Source organism: Rhodoferax sp. (assembly GCF_010365055.1).
Lineage (GTDB): Bacteria > Pseudomonadota > Gammaproteobacteria > Burkholderiales > Burkholderiaceae_C > Rhodoferax.
On record NZ_JAAFHA010000001.1, the window covers coordinates 98,250 to 112,435 of the forward strand.

Annotated in this window: 15 protein-coding genes; 3 read left to right on the forward strand and 12 right to left on the reverse strand. The window is 58.4% G+C overall.

What is annotated here, in order from left to right; all coding sequences use genetic code 11:
• The first annotated feature begins 15 nt into the window (after positions 1 to 15).
• Positions 16 to 1,203: an HlyD family efflux transporter periplasmic adaptor subunit gene (locus GZ093_RS00440; protein WP_296480490.1), complete on the forward strand. Its 1,188-nt coding sequence runs from the start codon at positions 16 to 18 to the stop codon at positions 1,201 to 1,203.
• A gap of 33 nt (positions 1,204 to 1,236) precedes the next feature.
• On the opposite strand, the gene GZ093_RS00445 is transcribed toward GZ093_RS00440, so the two are convergent.
• Together GZ093_RS00445 and hemN are read right to left on the reverse strand one after the other, a co-directional pair.
• Positions 1,237 to 1,914: a sulfite exporter TauE/SafE family protein gene (locus GZ093_RS00445; RefSeq protein ID WP_296480492.1), complete on the reverse strand. Its 678-nt coding sequence runs from the start codon at positions 1,912 to 1,914 to the stop codon at positions 1,237 to 1,239.
• A gap of 8 nt (positions 1,915 to 1,922) precedes the next feature.
• Positions 1,923 to 3,320 (reverse strand): oxygen-independent coproporphyrinogen III oxidase, encoded by a 1,398-nt coding sequence (hemN, locus tag GZ093_RS00450; RefSeq protein WP_296480496.1) that lies wholly within the window; start codon positions 3,318 to 3,320, stop codon positions 1,923 to 1,925.
• A 140-nt stretch (positions 3,321 to 3,460) separates the two neighbouring features.
• On the opposite strand from hemN, the gene fnr reads away from it, so the two are divergent.
• Positions 3,461 to 4,189: a fumarate/nitrate reduction transcriptional regulator Fnr gene (gene fnr / locus GZ093_RS00455; protein WP_296480500.1), complete on the forward strand. Its 729-nt coding sequence runs from the start codon at positions 3,461 to 3,463 to the stop codon at positions 4,187 to 4,189.
• Between the two features lie 11 nt (positions 4,190 to 4,200).
• On the opposite strand, the gene GZ093_RS00460 is transcribed toward fnr, so the two are convergent.
• The 9 genes from GZ093_RS00460 to GZ093_RS00500 form a co-directional block, all read right to left on the reverse strand.
• Positions 4,201 to 4,491: a hypothetical protein gene (locus GZ093_RS00460; RefSeq protein ID WP_296480503.1), complete on the reverse strand. Its 291-nt coding sequence runs from the start codon at positions 4,489 to 4,491 to the stop codon at positions 4,201 to 4,203.
• A 34-nt stretch (positions 4,492 to 4,525) separates the two neighbouring features.
• Positions 4,526 to 4,810, reverse strand: coding sequence for a FixH family protein (locus GZ093_RS00465; protein ID WP_296480506.1), 285 nt, complete (start codon positions 4,808 to 4,810; stop codon positions 4,526 to 4,528).
• Positions 4,811 to 4,819: 9 nt separating this feature from the next.
• The gene (gene ccoG / locus GZ093_RS00470; RefSeq protein ID WP_296480599.1) at positions 4,820 to 6,190 is read right to left on the reverse strand and encodes a cytochrome c oxidase accessory protein CcoG; all 1,371 of its coding nucleotides are present in this window, start codon (positions 6,188 to 6,190) and stop codon (positions 4,820 to 4,822) included.
• 138 nt (positions 6,191 to 6,328) lie between these two features.
• Positions 6,329 to 7,246 carry a cytochrome-c oxidase, cbb3-type subunit III gene (gene ccoP, locus GZ093_RS00475; RefSeq protein WP_296480509.1) on the reverse strand — a complete coding sequence of 306 codons (918 nt, stop codon included), beginning with the start codon at positions 7,244 to 7,246 and terminating at the stop codon, positions 6,329 to 6,331.
• 24 nt (positions 7,247 to 7,270) lie between these two features.
• Positions 7,271 to 7,414 carry a cbb3-type cytochrome c oxidase subunit 3 gene (locus GZ093_RS00480; protein ID WP_296480514.1) on the reverse strand — a complete coding sequence of 48 codons (144 nt, stop codon included), beginning with the start codon at positions 7,412 to 7,414 and terminating at the stop codon, positions 7,271 to 7,273.
• A 16-nt stretch (positions 7,415 to 7,430) separates the two neighbouring features.
• Positions 7,431 to 8,057, reverse strand: a complete 627-nt coding sequence (gene ccoO / locus GZ093_RS00485; protein ID WP_296480516.1) for a cytochrome-c oxidase, cbb3-type subunit II — start codon at positions 8,055 to 8,057, stop codon at positions 7,431 to 7,433.
• A gap of 13 nt (positions 8,058 to 8,070) precedes the next feature.
• The gene (ccoN, locus tag GZ093_RS00490) at positions 8,071 to 9,507 is read right to left on the reverse strand and encodes a cytochrome-c oxidase, cbb3-type subunit I (RefSeq protein WP_296480519.1); all 1,437 of its coding nucleotides are present in this window, start codon (positions 9,505 to 9,507) and stop codon (positions 8,071 to 8,073) included.
• Positions 9,508 to 9,614: 107 nt separating this feature from the next.
• On the reverse strand, positions 9,615 to 9,752 hold the full coding sequence (gene ccoS / locus GZ093_RS00495; protein WP_296480521.1) for a cbb3-type cytochrome oxidase assembly protein CcoS: 138 nt from the start codon (positions 9,750 to 9,752) through the stop codon (positions 9,615 to 9,617).
• A gap of 10 nt (positions 9,753 to 9,762) precedes the next feature.
• A complete protein-coding gene (locus tag GZ093_RS00500) occupies positions 9,763 to 12,108 on the reverse strand; it encodes a cation-translocating P-type ATPase (protein ID WP_296480524.1) in 2,346 nt (781 codons plus the stop codon).
• A 105-nt stretch (positions 12,109 to 12,213) separates the two neighbouring features.
• Between GZ093_RS00500 and GZ093_RS00505 the strand changes: the two genes are divergently transcribed.
• Positions 12,214 to 12,657: a universal stress protein gene (locus tag GZ093_RS00505; protein WP_296480526.1), complete on the forward strand. Its 444-nt coding sequence runs from the start codon at positions 12,214 to 12,216 to the stop codon at positions 12,655 to 12,657.
• Here GZ093_RS00505 and GZ093_RS00510 read toward each other — a convergent pair.
• Positions 12,649 to 14,184: a malonyl-CoA synthase gene (locus tag GZ093_RS00510; RefSeq protein ID WP_296480527.1), complete on the reverse strand. Its 1,536-nt coding sequence runs from the start codon at positions 14,182 to 14,184 to the stop codon at positions 12,649 to 12,651. The genes GZ093_RS00505 and GZ093_RS00510 overlap by 9 nt on opposite strands.
• Between the last annotated feature and the right edge of the window lie 2 nt (positions 14,185 to 14,186).

The window sequence follows — 14,186 nt, forward strand, 5'->3', positions numbered from 1 at the left end:
ACTGGAGAAAAAAAAATGAAAAGAAAAATATGGATTGGCTTCGTCAGCGTGCTGGTGCTGGGGCTGCTGGGATGGGCCTTCATGCCGACCCCGGCAGAAGTCGAGATTGCGGCGGTAACCCAGGGACGGTTTGAGCGTTCTGTGCAGGAGGATGGCAAGACGCGCTTGCGCGACCGTTATGTCGTTTCGGCGCCGCTGGCAGGTCGCGTGGCACGCATCCTCCTCAAGCAAGGCGATACAGTGGTGCGTGATGCCGCCGTGGCGACATTCTGGCCAGTGGCGCCGGCATTGCTTGATGAGCGCACCCGCGCCGAGCAGAGTGCGCGTATTGGTGCAATGCAGGCCTCGGTGGCACGGGCACAGGCCAACGTCGGGCGAGCTGACGCGGCGCTTGACCAGGCGCGAGCGGAACTCAAGCGCAGCGAAGCGCTGGCACAACAGGGCTTTTTATCTCCCAACCAGAATGAAACCGGACGACTGAATGTGCGCCTGCGTGAGAAAGAGTTGGAGAGTGCGCGCCAGGAAGAAGCTGCCGCGCGCCATGAGCTGGAACAGTCGCGCATCGTACTAAAACAGTTCTCGCAATCCCCGCAAGACGGCCCGCAGCGGGCCTACGAGGTCAAGGCGCCCGTGTCCGGCAAGGTTCTGAAGGTGCTGCAGCAAAGCGAAGGTATCCTGATGGCTGGCACGCCGATCATGGAACTGGGTGACCCAACGCAGCTTGAAGTGGTCGTGGACATCCTGACCGAAGATGCCGCGCAGATCAAGCCCGGCACTGCGGCGCAGCTCTCCAACTGGGGTGGCCCGGACGTTCTGACCGGTCAGGTGCGACTGATTGAACCGGCGGCATTTACCAAAGTCTCTGCATTGGGGGTGGAAGAGCAGCGCGTCAATACAATTATTGACATCACCTCGCCCCCAGAAAAATGGCACACACTGGGCGATGGGTTCAAGGTCGATGTGCGGGTATTAGTCCAGGTGATGGAGAACGTCATCAAGATTCCGGTCAGCGCCTTGTTTCCGGTTGGTGCGCGCTCTGGCCTTTTTGCTCTGGACAATGGCCGCGCCCGCCTGCAAGAGGTTGAAGTGAGCGCACGTAACGGTGTCGAAGCATGGGTCAAGTCGGGCCTGACAAAGGGCACCCAGGTGATTGTCTACCCGGACACCAAGCTCAAAGACGGCGATCGGGTCAAGGTGCGCTGACGTCTGGCGTTCAGAGTTCGCAGTAAATACTTGTCAGGCAGTGGCACACCAGGGCGCGGCGTCGTGGGCATACGCCATCCACAAGGCCCAGACTGAACTGGCAGCCAATGCCAGACCAGCCAGGCGAACGCCCCAATCGCCAGCGCCATTACCCCGCAAACGCAGCCACAACCAGGGTCCGGCCATCATGGAGACACTGGTGCCCAATGCAAACAGGGTCATCACCAGGGCACCTTCCAGGGCATGACCGGTCAAAGCGGCAACCAACAAGGCCGAGTAGAGCAAGCCGCAGGGCAAGAAAGTCCAGAGTGCACCAATCACCAGTGGTGCGCCCCGGCCCCGCCCTTGAGCCAGTGAACGTGCGCCGGTCCAAATTTTTTTGCCCGCCTGCTCGAGCCAGACCGGTTGCTGCGCTTTCCAGAGCAACAACAGGCCCAGCACCAGGGTGGCCACATGAAAAAGCGTCCATACGGGGCGCAGTGCGGCGGATTGCACCGTCAACCACCCCAAGCCTTGCAGAGAGGCCGCAGCCAGCGCCCCAAGCGCGGAATAGCCCAAGATCCGCCCGGCCTGAAAGCTCCACATAGCGGAATTTTTGCGTGGGCCGGCTGCTTGCCCAATCCCGGCGCAGGCAGCGCCACACATGGCAATGCAGTGCGGCCCTCCGGCCAATCCCATCAACAAGGCGGTGACAGCCAGAGAGGTTTGCATTGACCCGATTAGATGATTTTTGAAAACTTGGCGCGTGTGCGGTCGGTTTGCAGATACCGATCAAACACCATGGCCACCGCGCGGACAAAGAACCAGCCCATATCAGTGACTTGAATACCGGTCTCGTCCACCGTGACCATGCCTTGATCTGCCAGCTTTTGCAGGGCTTCCATCTCAGGGGCAAAGTACTTGCGAAACTCGACCAAATGCGCCAACTCAATGGATTCGAACAACACCCGGCCTTGGCACATGATGGCCATAATGACAGCACGACGCAACAGGTCGTCACGCGTCAAAGCCAAGCCACGCACCACCGGGAAGTGGCCCTGATCCAAGTGATCGTAATATTCTTCGAGCGTCTTGGCATTCTGGCTGTAAGTGGCACCAATGCGGCCAATGGATGAAACACCCAGTCCAATCAGATCGCAATCGGGCTGGGTGCTGTAACCCTGGAAATTGCGGTGCAACCGCCCTTGCCGCTTGGCAATCGCCAGCGAGTCGGTCGGCAACGCAAAATGATCCATCCCGACATAAACGTAGCCAGCGCCCATAAAGGCGGCCATGGAACGTGCCAACATGGCGACCTTGGCCGCACCGCTGGGAATCTCAACGGTAGGAATGCGGCGCTGGGGCTTGAACCGCTCCGGCAAATGGGCATAGGCGTACAGTGCTATGCGCTCTGGCCGCAACTCGACGACTTGCGCCAGCGTGCGGTCAAATGACTCCGGGCTTTGCAGAGGCAGACCATAAATCAGATCGGCATTGATGGAATCAAAGCCGCGTTCGCGGGCGGCTGCCACCAATGCAAAAACCTGTTCGGCCGGCTGCACACGGTGCACCGATTTTTGAACGTCAGGGTCAAAGTCCTGGATTCCAAAGCTCAAGCGATTGAACCCCAACTCGGCCAAGGTATCCAGCCGGGATGCATCAATCGTGCGCGGATCCACCTCGATGGAGTATTCACCGCTTGGGGCGAAAGCAAAGTTGCGCCGCAACATGGCCATCAATTCGCGCAGCTCGTCATCCGTCAAAAAGGTTGGGCTGCCGCCGCCCAGATGCAGTTGCGTCACGGTTTGTCCGACACCGAGTTGTTCCGTGTGCAAGTCGACCTCACGGCTCAAATAGCGCAGGTAAGGCCCGGCGCGATCATGGTGTTTGGTGATGATCTTGTTGCAGGCGCAGTAATAGCACAGGGACTCACAAAACGGAATATGAACATACAAGGACAAAGGGAGCGTCATGGCAGCCCCGCCAGCCCGTCTCAGCCTCAAGGCTTGGGTATAGTCCTCAGCTGAAAATGCCTCGACAAAGCGGTCCGCTGTCGGATAAGAGGTGTAACGGGGTCCAGATACGTCAAAGCGGCGGATCAACTCTTCGGAAATGGGATCAGCAACGGCTGTGTTCATGGGGATTCCTTGTCATATATGACAAATATGCGTCGAAAATTGAAATTGTTTGTTGATCAAAGATCAATCATAAGAAAGTGTAAGAGCTAAAAAATTGACCCACATCAGAACAGGTCAATGATTAGTGCCAAAATAAGAACATGAATCCTCATTCCATCAAAGTCGCGTGCTCTAACTGTAACTTGCGGGAACTTTGCATGCCGATGGGCTTGAGCAAAGAGGAACTTGATCTGATAGACGATATTGTCGCCGCCCGGCGCACGGTCAAGCGTGGTTCCCTTCTCTTTCGCAATGGCGAGAAGTTCACCAGCCTGTACGCCATCCGAACCGGCTTTTTCAAGACCTGCGTGGCCTCCGAGGATGGGCGGGATCAGGTCACGGGTTTCCAGATGGCTGGTGAAGTCGTGGGTCTCGATGGCATCGTCAATGATTACCACACATGCGACGCCGTTGCATTGGAGGACGCTGAGGTCTGCGTCATGCCCTTTGATCGCATTGAAGAATTGTCGCGCGAGGTCAATGCACTCCAGCGCCACGTTCACAAAATCATGAGCCGCGAGATCGTGCGGGAACATGGTGTCATGCTGCTGCTCGGCAGCATGCGCGCAGAGGAACGTCTCGCCACCTTCCTATTGAACCTGGTTCAGCGACTGCACGCCCGAGGCTTCTCGCAGTCCGAGTTGGTACTGCGCATGACGCGTGAAGAAATCGGCAGTTTTTTGGGATTGAAACTCGAAACCGTCAGCCGGACATTTTCAAGATTCGCTGAAGAAGGCATTGTGGAAGTCAAACAACGCCACGTGCGTATCATCAACACGGACGCGCTGAAGGACATCGTCAATCCAAAATCCGGTGCCGGCACGGCCTGAGAAGAACTAACTCAGCACGGCCCTTGCTTGGGGCATCCGTCTGGGCGTGCGTCGGCTGGCAGCGGGCAACGGTTGACTTCAAACGGCGACATCGACAACAAGGTAGTCAAACCGCTGCCCAACACGCTGATGCCCCAAAAGACAAAAAATGCGATGGTGTAAACAGCTTGACGTGACAACTCGACGGGCTGACCGAACCACTGCAGGTCTTGCGGATCAACCATCGAAAACACCAGTATTTCAAGCACGCCGGCCACCAGAAAGGCGGGCCAGATAATCCACATCAAACGGTGCGACGACATGGGTGAGCCTCCTGTATTTCAGAGAATATTGCGTTCAAGGCCTGCTGGGAGTTTGTCCACTGGGTACAACGCCAGTCTGCGCATGATTTCGGGCCTGTAGCGCAGGTGCCAAACTGGCAGCCTGCGCAGCCCCCAAAGTCTTGTTGATTTCAATTCCCTGGCGGTAATAGTCTTCGCTGACGAGTTGATCGGGTCTCGTCACCGCAAGATAAAAAGTAAAAATGGCCGCCACGACCACAATGGCCGGACCAGCCACGACAAGCCATACATAGCCAAACTTCCACCAGGGCTCAGGTGCTTCAAGGGTATTTTTTTGCATAAGTCATCCTTAATTCGGCACCAAGAATACAGACTTCTCTGCATCATGGACCTTCATATCAATTGATTCAATTTCGAATTTGATCGGGTGTGAACCGGCAGGCGCCATATCGGGTGGCAACTGGGCCCGAACCACCAGCGAGCGCGCCTGCGTTGCTGGCACCGTCAACTCATTGCTTGAGGTCACCGCCAGCCCGGGCAAGCCCGACACCGTGACTTTGAAGCGCTGATCCGTCTCGGTCGCATTCATGACTTGCAGCCGGTAGACGTTCTCAATCTTGCCCGCCTCGACCATGCGTGCCATGACGCCGCGGTCGCGGATTACGTTCACCTTGAACGGTTTGCGCAGCGCCAGGCTGGTCACCATCGCCATCACAATTGCCGCCAGAATGGCGGTGTAAATCAGAATCCGTGGGCGCAGCACATGGCGCAAGGTTTGCGACTGGCTCCAGTGCTGCTGCATGGCGTGTTCGGTGGTGTATTTGATCAGGCCACGTGCGTAACCCATCTTGTCCATCACGGTGTCGCAGACGTCGACACAGGCGCCGCAGCCGATGCATTCGTATTGCAGGCCGTTGCGAATATCAATGCCGGTCGGACAGACCTGCACGCACAGGCTGCAATCGACGCAGGCGCCCAGATTCAACTGGGTCGGGTCGGCTCGGCGTGAACGGGCCCCGCGCGGCTCGCCGCGCTCAGCGTCATAGGTGACAACCAGGGTGTCTTTGTCAAACATGGCGCTTTGAAAGCGCGCATAGGGGCACATGTGCAAGCAGACCTGCTCACGCATGAAGCCGGCGTTGCCGTAGGTGGCAAAGCCGTAGAAGAAGGTCCAGAATACTTCCCAGGAGCCCATGCTCATCTGCAGGAAGTCGATGCCATGCTGCTTGATCGGCGTGAAGTAACCGACAAAGGTAAAGCCGGTCCATAGCGCCACGGCCAGCCACAGGAAGTGTTTGGTGGACTTGCGCATCACCTTGTCCAACGACAGCGGTTTGGCATCGCGGCGCATGCGCGCGGAGCGATCACCTTCAACCTTCTTCTCGATCCACAGGAAGATTTCGGTGTAGACCGTCTGCGGGCAGGCGTAGCCGCACCACAGGCGCCCGGCCACCGCCGTAAAGAGAAACAGCGACAGGGCTGCGATGACCAGCATGCCGGTGAGGTAGATGAAGTCCTGCGGGTACAGGACAAGGCCAAAGATGTAGAAGCGCCGCGAGGCCAGGTCAAACAGGACCGCCTGGCGTTGGCCCCACTCTAACCAGGGCAGACCGTAAAAGATGATCTGCGTCAGCCAGACCATGCCCCAGCGCCAGTTCGAGAACAGGCCCGAAACACTGCGCGGGTAAATCGTCTTGTGCGAGGCGTACAGGGAGAGCATGCCGTCATCCGTCGGCTCCGACGGACGCGGCGGCTCGTACCCTTCCTGGGCAACGATAGGGATGACCTTGCGATTGCCGAGCGCCTTATTGTTCAACGGTGTACTTTCCAAGTGCCTACCAAGCCCATGGTAGCCAGCTTACTGAGCAGCGGCACCGCCTTGATTGGAAAGCCCCCACACATAGGACGCCAGAACATGAATCTGGGCTTCTGTGAACTTGTCACCCTGGGCGGGCATCTGGTTTGTTTTGCCTTCATTGATCATGGCAACAATGATTTTTTCGCCATAACCGTGCAACCAGATGTTGTCGGTCAGGTTGGCAGAGCCAAGCAACTGCATCCCTTTGCCATCCGGGCCGTGACAAGCAGCGCAAACCGCAAATTTCTCTTTGCCCAGAGCCGCCTGAACGGAGTCGTGCGGGCTGCCAGACAGACTCAACACGTACTGTGCCAGGTTCTTGACATCCGCCGCTGTACCGACAGCCGCGGCCATCGGCGGCATCACGCCGATGCGACCGTTGGTGATGGTGGCTTTGATAATCTCAGGCGTACCGCCACCTAACCAATCGCTATCAGTCAAATTCGGGAAACCCTTGTTCCCGCGAGCATCGGAGCCGTGACACTGGGCGCAGTTGTTCATGAACAAACGCTCACCAATGGCCATGGCCTGCGCATCTTTGGCCACGTCTTCGGGTTTCATGGCCGAAAACTTGGCATATAAGGGGGCAACTTCTGCATTGCCCTTGTCAACTTCCGTCTGGTGTTGTCCAACCGACGTCCAACCCAGGGTGCCACGATAAGTGCCCAGCCCCGGATACAGGGCCAGGTAAATAAAAGCGAAAACAATCGTGATGACAAACAACCAGGCCCACCAGCGCGGCAGGGGGTTGTTCATCTCGCGCAAGTCCCCATCCCACACATGTCCGGTGGTGTTGTCGCTGCTCGTTATGCCTTTGGACTTGCCGGTCAGTATCAGCAGCAGCAAGCAAGCCACGATACTGACGACGGTGATTCCGGCGACGTAGATCGCCCAAAAATTACTGGTGAAGTCGCTCATTTTTTATCCTTTTATTGCCGTTCTTCAGTCTTGCTCGAAAGGCAGGTTGGCGGCTTCCTCAAAATCGGCCGCATTGCGGCGGGAATAGGCCCACACAATGATGCCGATAAACGTGATGAAGCTAGCCACCGTGGCCAACGAACGAAGGGTGTTGATGTCGAATTCCATACGAAATATCTCCCGTTTACTTGACCAAGGTTCCTAAAACCTGCAAGTAGGCAATGACGGCGTCGATTTCCTTCTTGCCCTTGAGTTCAGCAGAGGATTGGCCGATTTGCTCGTCGGTGTAAGGCACGCCGACCATCCGCAGTGCTTTCATGTGCGCCGGCATGGAGTCCGCATCCACTGTGTCTCTAAGAAGCCATGGATAGGCCGGCATATTCGATTCCGGCACCAAATCGCGCGGATTGTTCAGGTGGGTCGCATGCCACTGATCGCTGTACTTGCCACCGACCCGGTGCAGGTCAGGACCGGTGCGCTTGCTGCCCCACTGAAAGGGATGGTCGTAGACGAATTCGCCTGCGACTGAATAGTGGCCATAACGCAGCGTCTCTGAGCGGAACGGCCTGATCATCTGCGAGTGGCAGTTGTAGCACCCCTCCCGCGTGTAGATGTCACGCCCGGCCAACTGAAGTGCCGTGTACGGTTGTAGCCCGTTGATTGGCTCCGTCGTGGACTTCTGGAAAAACAGCGGAACGATCTCCACCAAGCCACCCACCAACAACACCAGCAAGATCAAGACGATCATCAGGAAGTTGTTGGTTTCAATTTTTGCGTGCGACATTCCGCCGCTTGCCTTGTCGTTTGCCATGGTATTTTCCTTCTCAAGCGTGGGCTACAACGGCCGGAATGGCCACGGCAACGGAGCGGCCCTTGGTCGCCGTCTTGAATGTATTCCAGAGCATGACCAGCATGCCAGTCAGGTACAAAAGACCACCCAGCAAACGCAGCACGTAGAACGGGAAGGTCGCTTTGACGGACTCCACAAAAGAGTAGGTCAAAGTGCCATCGGGGTTGATCGAACGCCACATCAGACCCTGCATCACGCCGGCAATCCACATGGCCGCGATGTAGATGACGATCCCGATCGTCGCGGTCCAGAAATGGACCTCAATAGCCTTCACGCTGTACATCTGCTTCTGGCCAAACAGCTTGGGAATCAGGTAGTACATACTGCCCATGGTCACGAGGCCCACCCAGCCCAGCGCCCCGGAGTGCACGTGGCCGACAGTCCAGTCGGTGTAGTGCGACAAGGCATTGACCGTCTTGATCGACATCATCGGACCTTCAAAGGTAGACATGCCATAAAACGACAACGACACAATCAGGAAACGCAAAATAGGGTCATCGCGCAATTTATGCCAGGCACCCGACAAGGTCATGATGCCGTTGATCATGCCGCCCCAACTTGGCGCCAGCAGAATCAGTGAAAAGACCATGCCCACCGATTGCGTCCAATCCGGCAGCGCGGTGTAGTGCAGATGGTGCGGGCCCGCCCACATGTAGGTAAAGATCAGCGCCCAGAAGTGAACGATGGACAGGCGGTAAGAATAGACCGGACGTTCAGCCTGCTTGGGAATGAAGTAATACATCATGCCCAGAAAGCCGGCCGTCAGAAAGAAACCCACCGCGTTGTGGCCATACCACCACTGCACCATGGCATCCTGCACACCGGCATAAGCCGAATAGGACTTCATGTAGCCCGCCGGAATGGCGGCACTGTTAACCAAGTGCAGCAACGCGACGGCCAGAATAAAAGAGCCAAAAAACCAGTTGGCGACATAGATATGCCGGACTTTGCGGGTGCCGACCGTGCCAAAAAACACAATCGCGTAGGAGACCCAGACCAGGGTAATCAGGATGTCAATCGGCCATTCCAGCTCTGCGTATTCTTTGCCTTGGGTGAACCCGAGTGGCAAAGAAACAGCGGCAGCAAGAATCACCAGTTGCCAGCCCCAAAAAGTAAAAGAGGCCAGACGACTGGCAAACAGGCTGACCTGGCAGGTTCGCTGAACCACGTAGTACGAAGCGGCAAACAAACCACAGCCACCAAAGGCAAAAATCACCGCATTGGTGTGCAAGGGCCGCAGGCGACCATAGCTGAGCCACGAAATACCAAAGTTAAGCTCTGGCCATGTCAACTGGGCGGCAATGATCACGCCGACCAGCATGCCAACGACGCCCCAGACCACGGTCATGACAGCAAACTGCCTGACAACCTTGTCGTCGTAGGTAGTTGCCAGCGTATTTGAAAATGCCATATTCACCTCTTCTCAGTTTGTTTTACGTTAGTTTCTTATGGTTTGTCATGTCCACTCGTCATGTCCCAGTAGACCCTATGAACCATGTCAAATTCTTACAAGAATTCTCATGAATCCTTGAGAATTCGCTCGCCTTCAGACTCGATGTCCTCAAATTGACCACGGTAGATTGCCCACCACAAGCCGCCAAGGATAAAAAAAACAAGAATCACCGACAAAGGAACCAGCAAATACAGTATATCCATAATGACCCTCTCAACTGTCCGGTTGTTTTGCCAAACGCAGGGCATTGAGCACCACCAACAATGAGCTCAAACCCATCCCTAAACCGGCCAGCCAGGCCGGCATCCACCCCACCATCGCGAGCGGCACACAGACCGCGTTGTAACCGGCCGCCCACCAGAGATTTTGCCGCACGACACGCAAGGTGCGCCGAGCCAGATCCAGCGCTTGCGAAACCGCATCGAGTTGATCACCTAGCACCACAAAATCCGCCTGCGCCTGCGCCAGCGGTACCGCTTGACCAAAGGCGAACGACACATGGGCGCCGGCCAGTACGGGGCCGTCGTTGAGACCATCTCCCACGACGGCCACCTTATGGCCCTGTTGTTGGGCGTGGCGCAGAAAATCGAGCTTATCCTGAGGTGAACAGGCACCCTTGAACGCTTTAATGCCGACCTGAGTGGCAACCCTGGCTGCCGCCGTCATGCTGTCGCCCGACAACAAATAAACATTGATACCCGCAGCCTGCAAGGCTGTTACCGTGCTCATGGCGTCGGGCCGCAGCTCCTCATGAAATTCAAACGTCGCCAGCCAGCCTTGCGCGTCGCTCAGACAAACTTGCAATGAGTCTGGCCGCACCGTCTCAACACCACAAAAATCCGCAGAACCGAGCCGCAGATCCACTGCCGCACCACTGGCGCGGTCAGAACAGACCCGGCCCGACACCCCGGCGCCGGCCAATTCGCACACGCTTTCGGCCTGCCACCGCACGGATGTTGCCACCTCGCCCGCAGCCAGCACCAAGGCCCGCGAGACCGGGTGCAGTGAATGGCACGCCAACGCGGCCGCCATGGCCAGCGCCTGCTCGGTCGCAACGCCCGAGCGCGTCTGACTGTCGCCCAACACCATGGCATCGCGCGTCAAGGTGCCGGTCTTATCAAACACCACCGTGTCAATCGCCGCCAACGCCTCAAAAGCTTCGAGTCGACGCACCAGCACACCCCGACGCGCCAGCGTGCCCGCGGCCGCCAACATCGCGGCAGGCGTTGCCAGCGACAAGGCACAAGGGCAGGTGACGACCAGCACCGCCACCGCCACCATCAGCGCGTGGCCCGGTCCCCGCCCCCACCAAAAAGCACAGGCCAGGCCCGCTGCCAGCAGCACCGCCAGCAAGAACGGTTTGGCAATGCGATCGGCCAGGCGCGCGATCGGTGGCTTGGTCGTGGATGCGCTTTCCATCAGCGCCACAATCTGTGCAAAGCGGGTCTGATCGCCAAGCCGTTCGACCCGCACCTGAACCACCGATGACAGGTTATGACTGCCGGCAATCACCGGCGCACCCATGCCACGCGGAACCGGACGTGACTCGCCCGTGAGCAAGGCCTCATCGACGGTCGTCTCGCCTTGCAGCACGACACCATCGGCTGGAAAACTCTCGCCCGGCAGGATGCGCATGACGTCGCCCAGCACCAGGCGGCGCACCGGCACGCGCTCATAGCTGCCGTCGCCAAGCCGACGGGCCACGCTGTCGGGCAGGCGGTTCATCAACACTTCCAGTGCGCCGGCCGTCCGGTCCCGCAGGCGCAACTCCAGCCAGCGGCCCGACAGTAGAAAGAAAACAAACATGGTGAGCGAGTCGAAATAGACCTCGCGGCCAAAAATGCCCAGCGGCTCAAACGTGCCGGCGGTGCTGACGGAAAACGTAATCAGCATACCCAAGGCCACCGGCAAATCCATGCTGATGCGCCGATGCAGAACATCGCGCAGCGCACTGCCAAAAAACGGCCCGCAGGAGAACAAAACCACCGGCAGCGTCAACACCCAGGACGCCCAGCGCAGCAGTTGCTCCATTTCGGCCGTCAGATCGCCTGGTTCGGCGACGTAGGCCGGGTAGGCGTACATCATCACTTGCATCATGCACAGCCCGGCCACCAGCAGGCGCCAAAGCGCCTTGCGGGCTTCATTTTTTCGGCGCTCGCGGGCGAATGCATCATTGGCCGGTACGGCGCGGTACCCTGCGGTTTGAACGGCACGCATCCAGTCAGAAGGGCGCACCGCGTCGGCTGACCAGAGCACGCGGGCCCGGTGGCTGCCCGCACTCACTTCGGCCGTCAGCACGCCCGGCACACCCAGCAACGCGTCTTCGAGCGTCAAGGCGCAGGCCGCGCAGTGCATCCCTTCAATCAGAATATTGGACTCCCAGACATTCTCGCGCTTGGCATCGGGCCGACTGAAGGCCGACCACTCCTGCGGATCGTCGAGCAGGCGCAACCTGTCCGCAGTCGCATCAACGTCAGGTGCATTGGTCGGGCTGCTGTCCCTTAGATGAGTCGGGATGGGTGACGGCGCAACGGCGGCCACCGGGCGGGCAAGTGACATGGGTTCCAAGAGTTGCCGACGAGGCCCGCAGTTTACTTGACGACCATCAAAACAACAGCGAACGGGCGGTGTAAGCTGTCCAGCTTTAGCCCCCAGGAGAAACGCATGTACAAAAAGATTCTCGTCGCCACCGATGGTTCCACCTTGTCGAAAAAGGCCGTCAACAACGCAATTGAACTGGCGGCGCTGTGCGAGGCCGAGCTGGTGGCGGTAAAAATCATTCCACGCTACCCGCAAAGCTACTTTGAGGGTGGGCTGGCCCTGCAGGCAGCCGAGGTCAGCCGGGTTGAAAAGCAATGGGCTGAAGAGGGCCAGGCCATTGTTGACGCCGTGCAGCAAGCCGCGCTGGCCAAAGGGGTCAAGGCCAAGGCCGTCACGGTCAAGTCAGATCTGGTGTCGGACGCCATCATTGCCGCAGCCAGAAAACACAAATGCGATTTGATCGTGATGGCCTCACACGGCCGCCGTGGCATCAAGCGCTTGCTGCTGGGCAGCGAAACCCAATTGGTATTGACCCACTCCCACGTGCCGGTACTGGTGCTACGCTGAATACTGCTCCCGCAACACATTTTTTTGCACCTTGCCCATGCTGTTGCGTGGCAGCTCTTGAGCAACCAGGCATCGTTTGGGCACCTTGAAGTTCGCCAGGGTCGCCTTCAGACTGGCAATAATCTGATTCGGCTCCAGCACCGCGCCCGGCTTGGCAACCACCAGCGCCAGGCCCACCTCGCCGAAGTCGGCATGGGGAACGCCAATCACAGCGCTCTCGGCGACGCCCGGCAACTCGTTGATATAGCCCTCCACCTCTGCCGGGTAGACGTTGTAGCCGCCGCTGATGATCAGGTCCTTGCTGCGCCCGACGATCGTGACATAGCCTTGTGCGTCGATTTTGCCGACGTCGCCGGTCTTGAAGTAGCCATCCAGGGTGAATTCTTCGGCGGTCTTCTCCGGCATGCGCCAGTAACCCTTGAACACGTTCGGCCCCTTGACCTCGATGTTGCCGATTTCCCCGGCCGCCACCGGCCGTCCATTGTCGTCCTGCACGCGCAGGCTGACGCCCGGCAGCGGGAAGCCGACGGTGCCGCCGCGGCGCTCACCGCTTGAGGCGCGGTACGGGTTGGACGTGAGCATGGCCGTCTCACTCATGCCATAGCGCTCCAGAATGGTGTGGCCGGTGCGGTCCTGCCAGGCCTTGAAGGTCTCGATCAACAGCGGGGCGGAGCCGGAAATGAACAGCCGCATGTGACGCGTCACCTCCCAGGTTAACCCCGGATCAAGCAGCAGGCGTCCATAGAGCGTGGGCACGCCCATGAACACAGTAGCTTCAGGCAGCTTCTTGATCACCGTTTTGGGGTCGAACCTATTGAGCCAAATCATCTTGCTGCCGTTGAGCAGCGCGCCATGAATCGCCACAAACAGGCCATGCACATGAAAGATCGGCAAGGCGTGCAGCAGCACATCACCCCCCTCACGCTGGCTGCGCCAGCCCCAGTAACTTTTCAACACCTGGGCGTTGCTGAGCAAATTGCCATGCGTCAGCATCGCGCCTTTGGAGCGTCCCGTGGTGCCGCTGGTGTAAATGATGGCCGCCAGGTCATCGGCGTGCTTGAGGGCCACCTGGTGCCGGTCGGGCTGAGCCGCAGCACGTTCCAGCAATGAGCCGGTGTGGTCCTCATTGAGCGTGAACACATGGTGCGTGCCCGCCGTGAATGCGAGCTTGCTGAGCCAGCCAAAGTTTTGCGCCGTGCACACCAGCACGGCGGGTTCGGCGTTCCCGATGAAATACGCCATCTCGGCGCTTTGATACGCCGTGTTGAGCGGCAAGAAAACAAAGCCGGCGCGCAGGGTCGCCAGGTACAACAACAGCGCTTCGACCGATTTTTCTACCTGAACGGCAATGCGCGCGCCAGCGGGCAGACCGAGCGACCCCAGCAGGTTGGCCAGCATGGCGGTCGAGCGATCCAGGTCGCGCCACGAGTACAGCAGGCCGCTGTCGGTCTCGATCGCGACTGCATCGAGGTCCGGCGGAAATGCCTCGCTCAGGGCAGCAAAGAGGTTGGCATTACTTGGGTTCATGG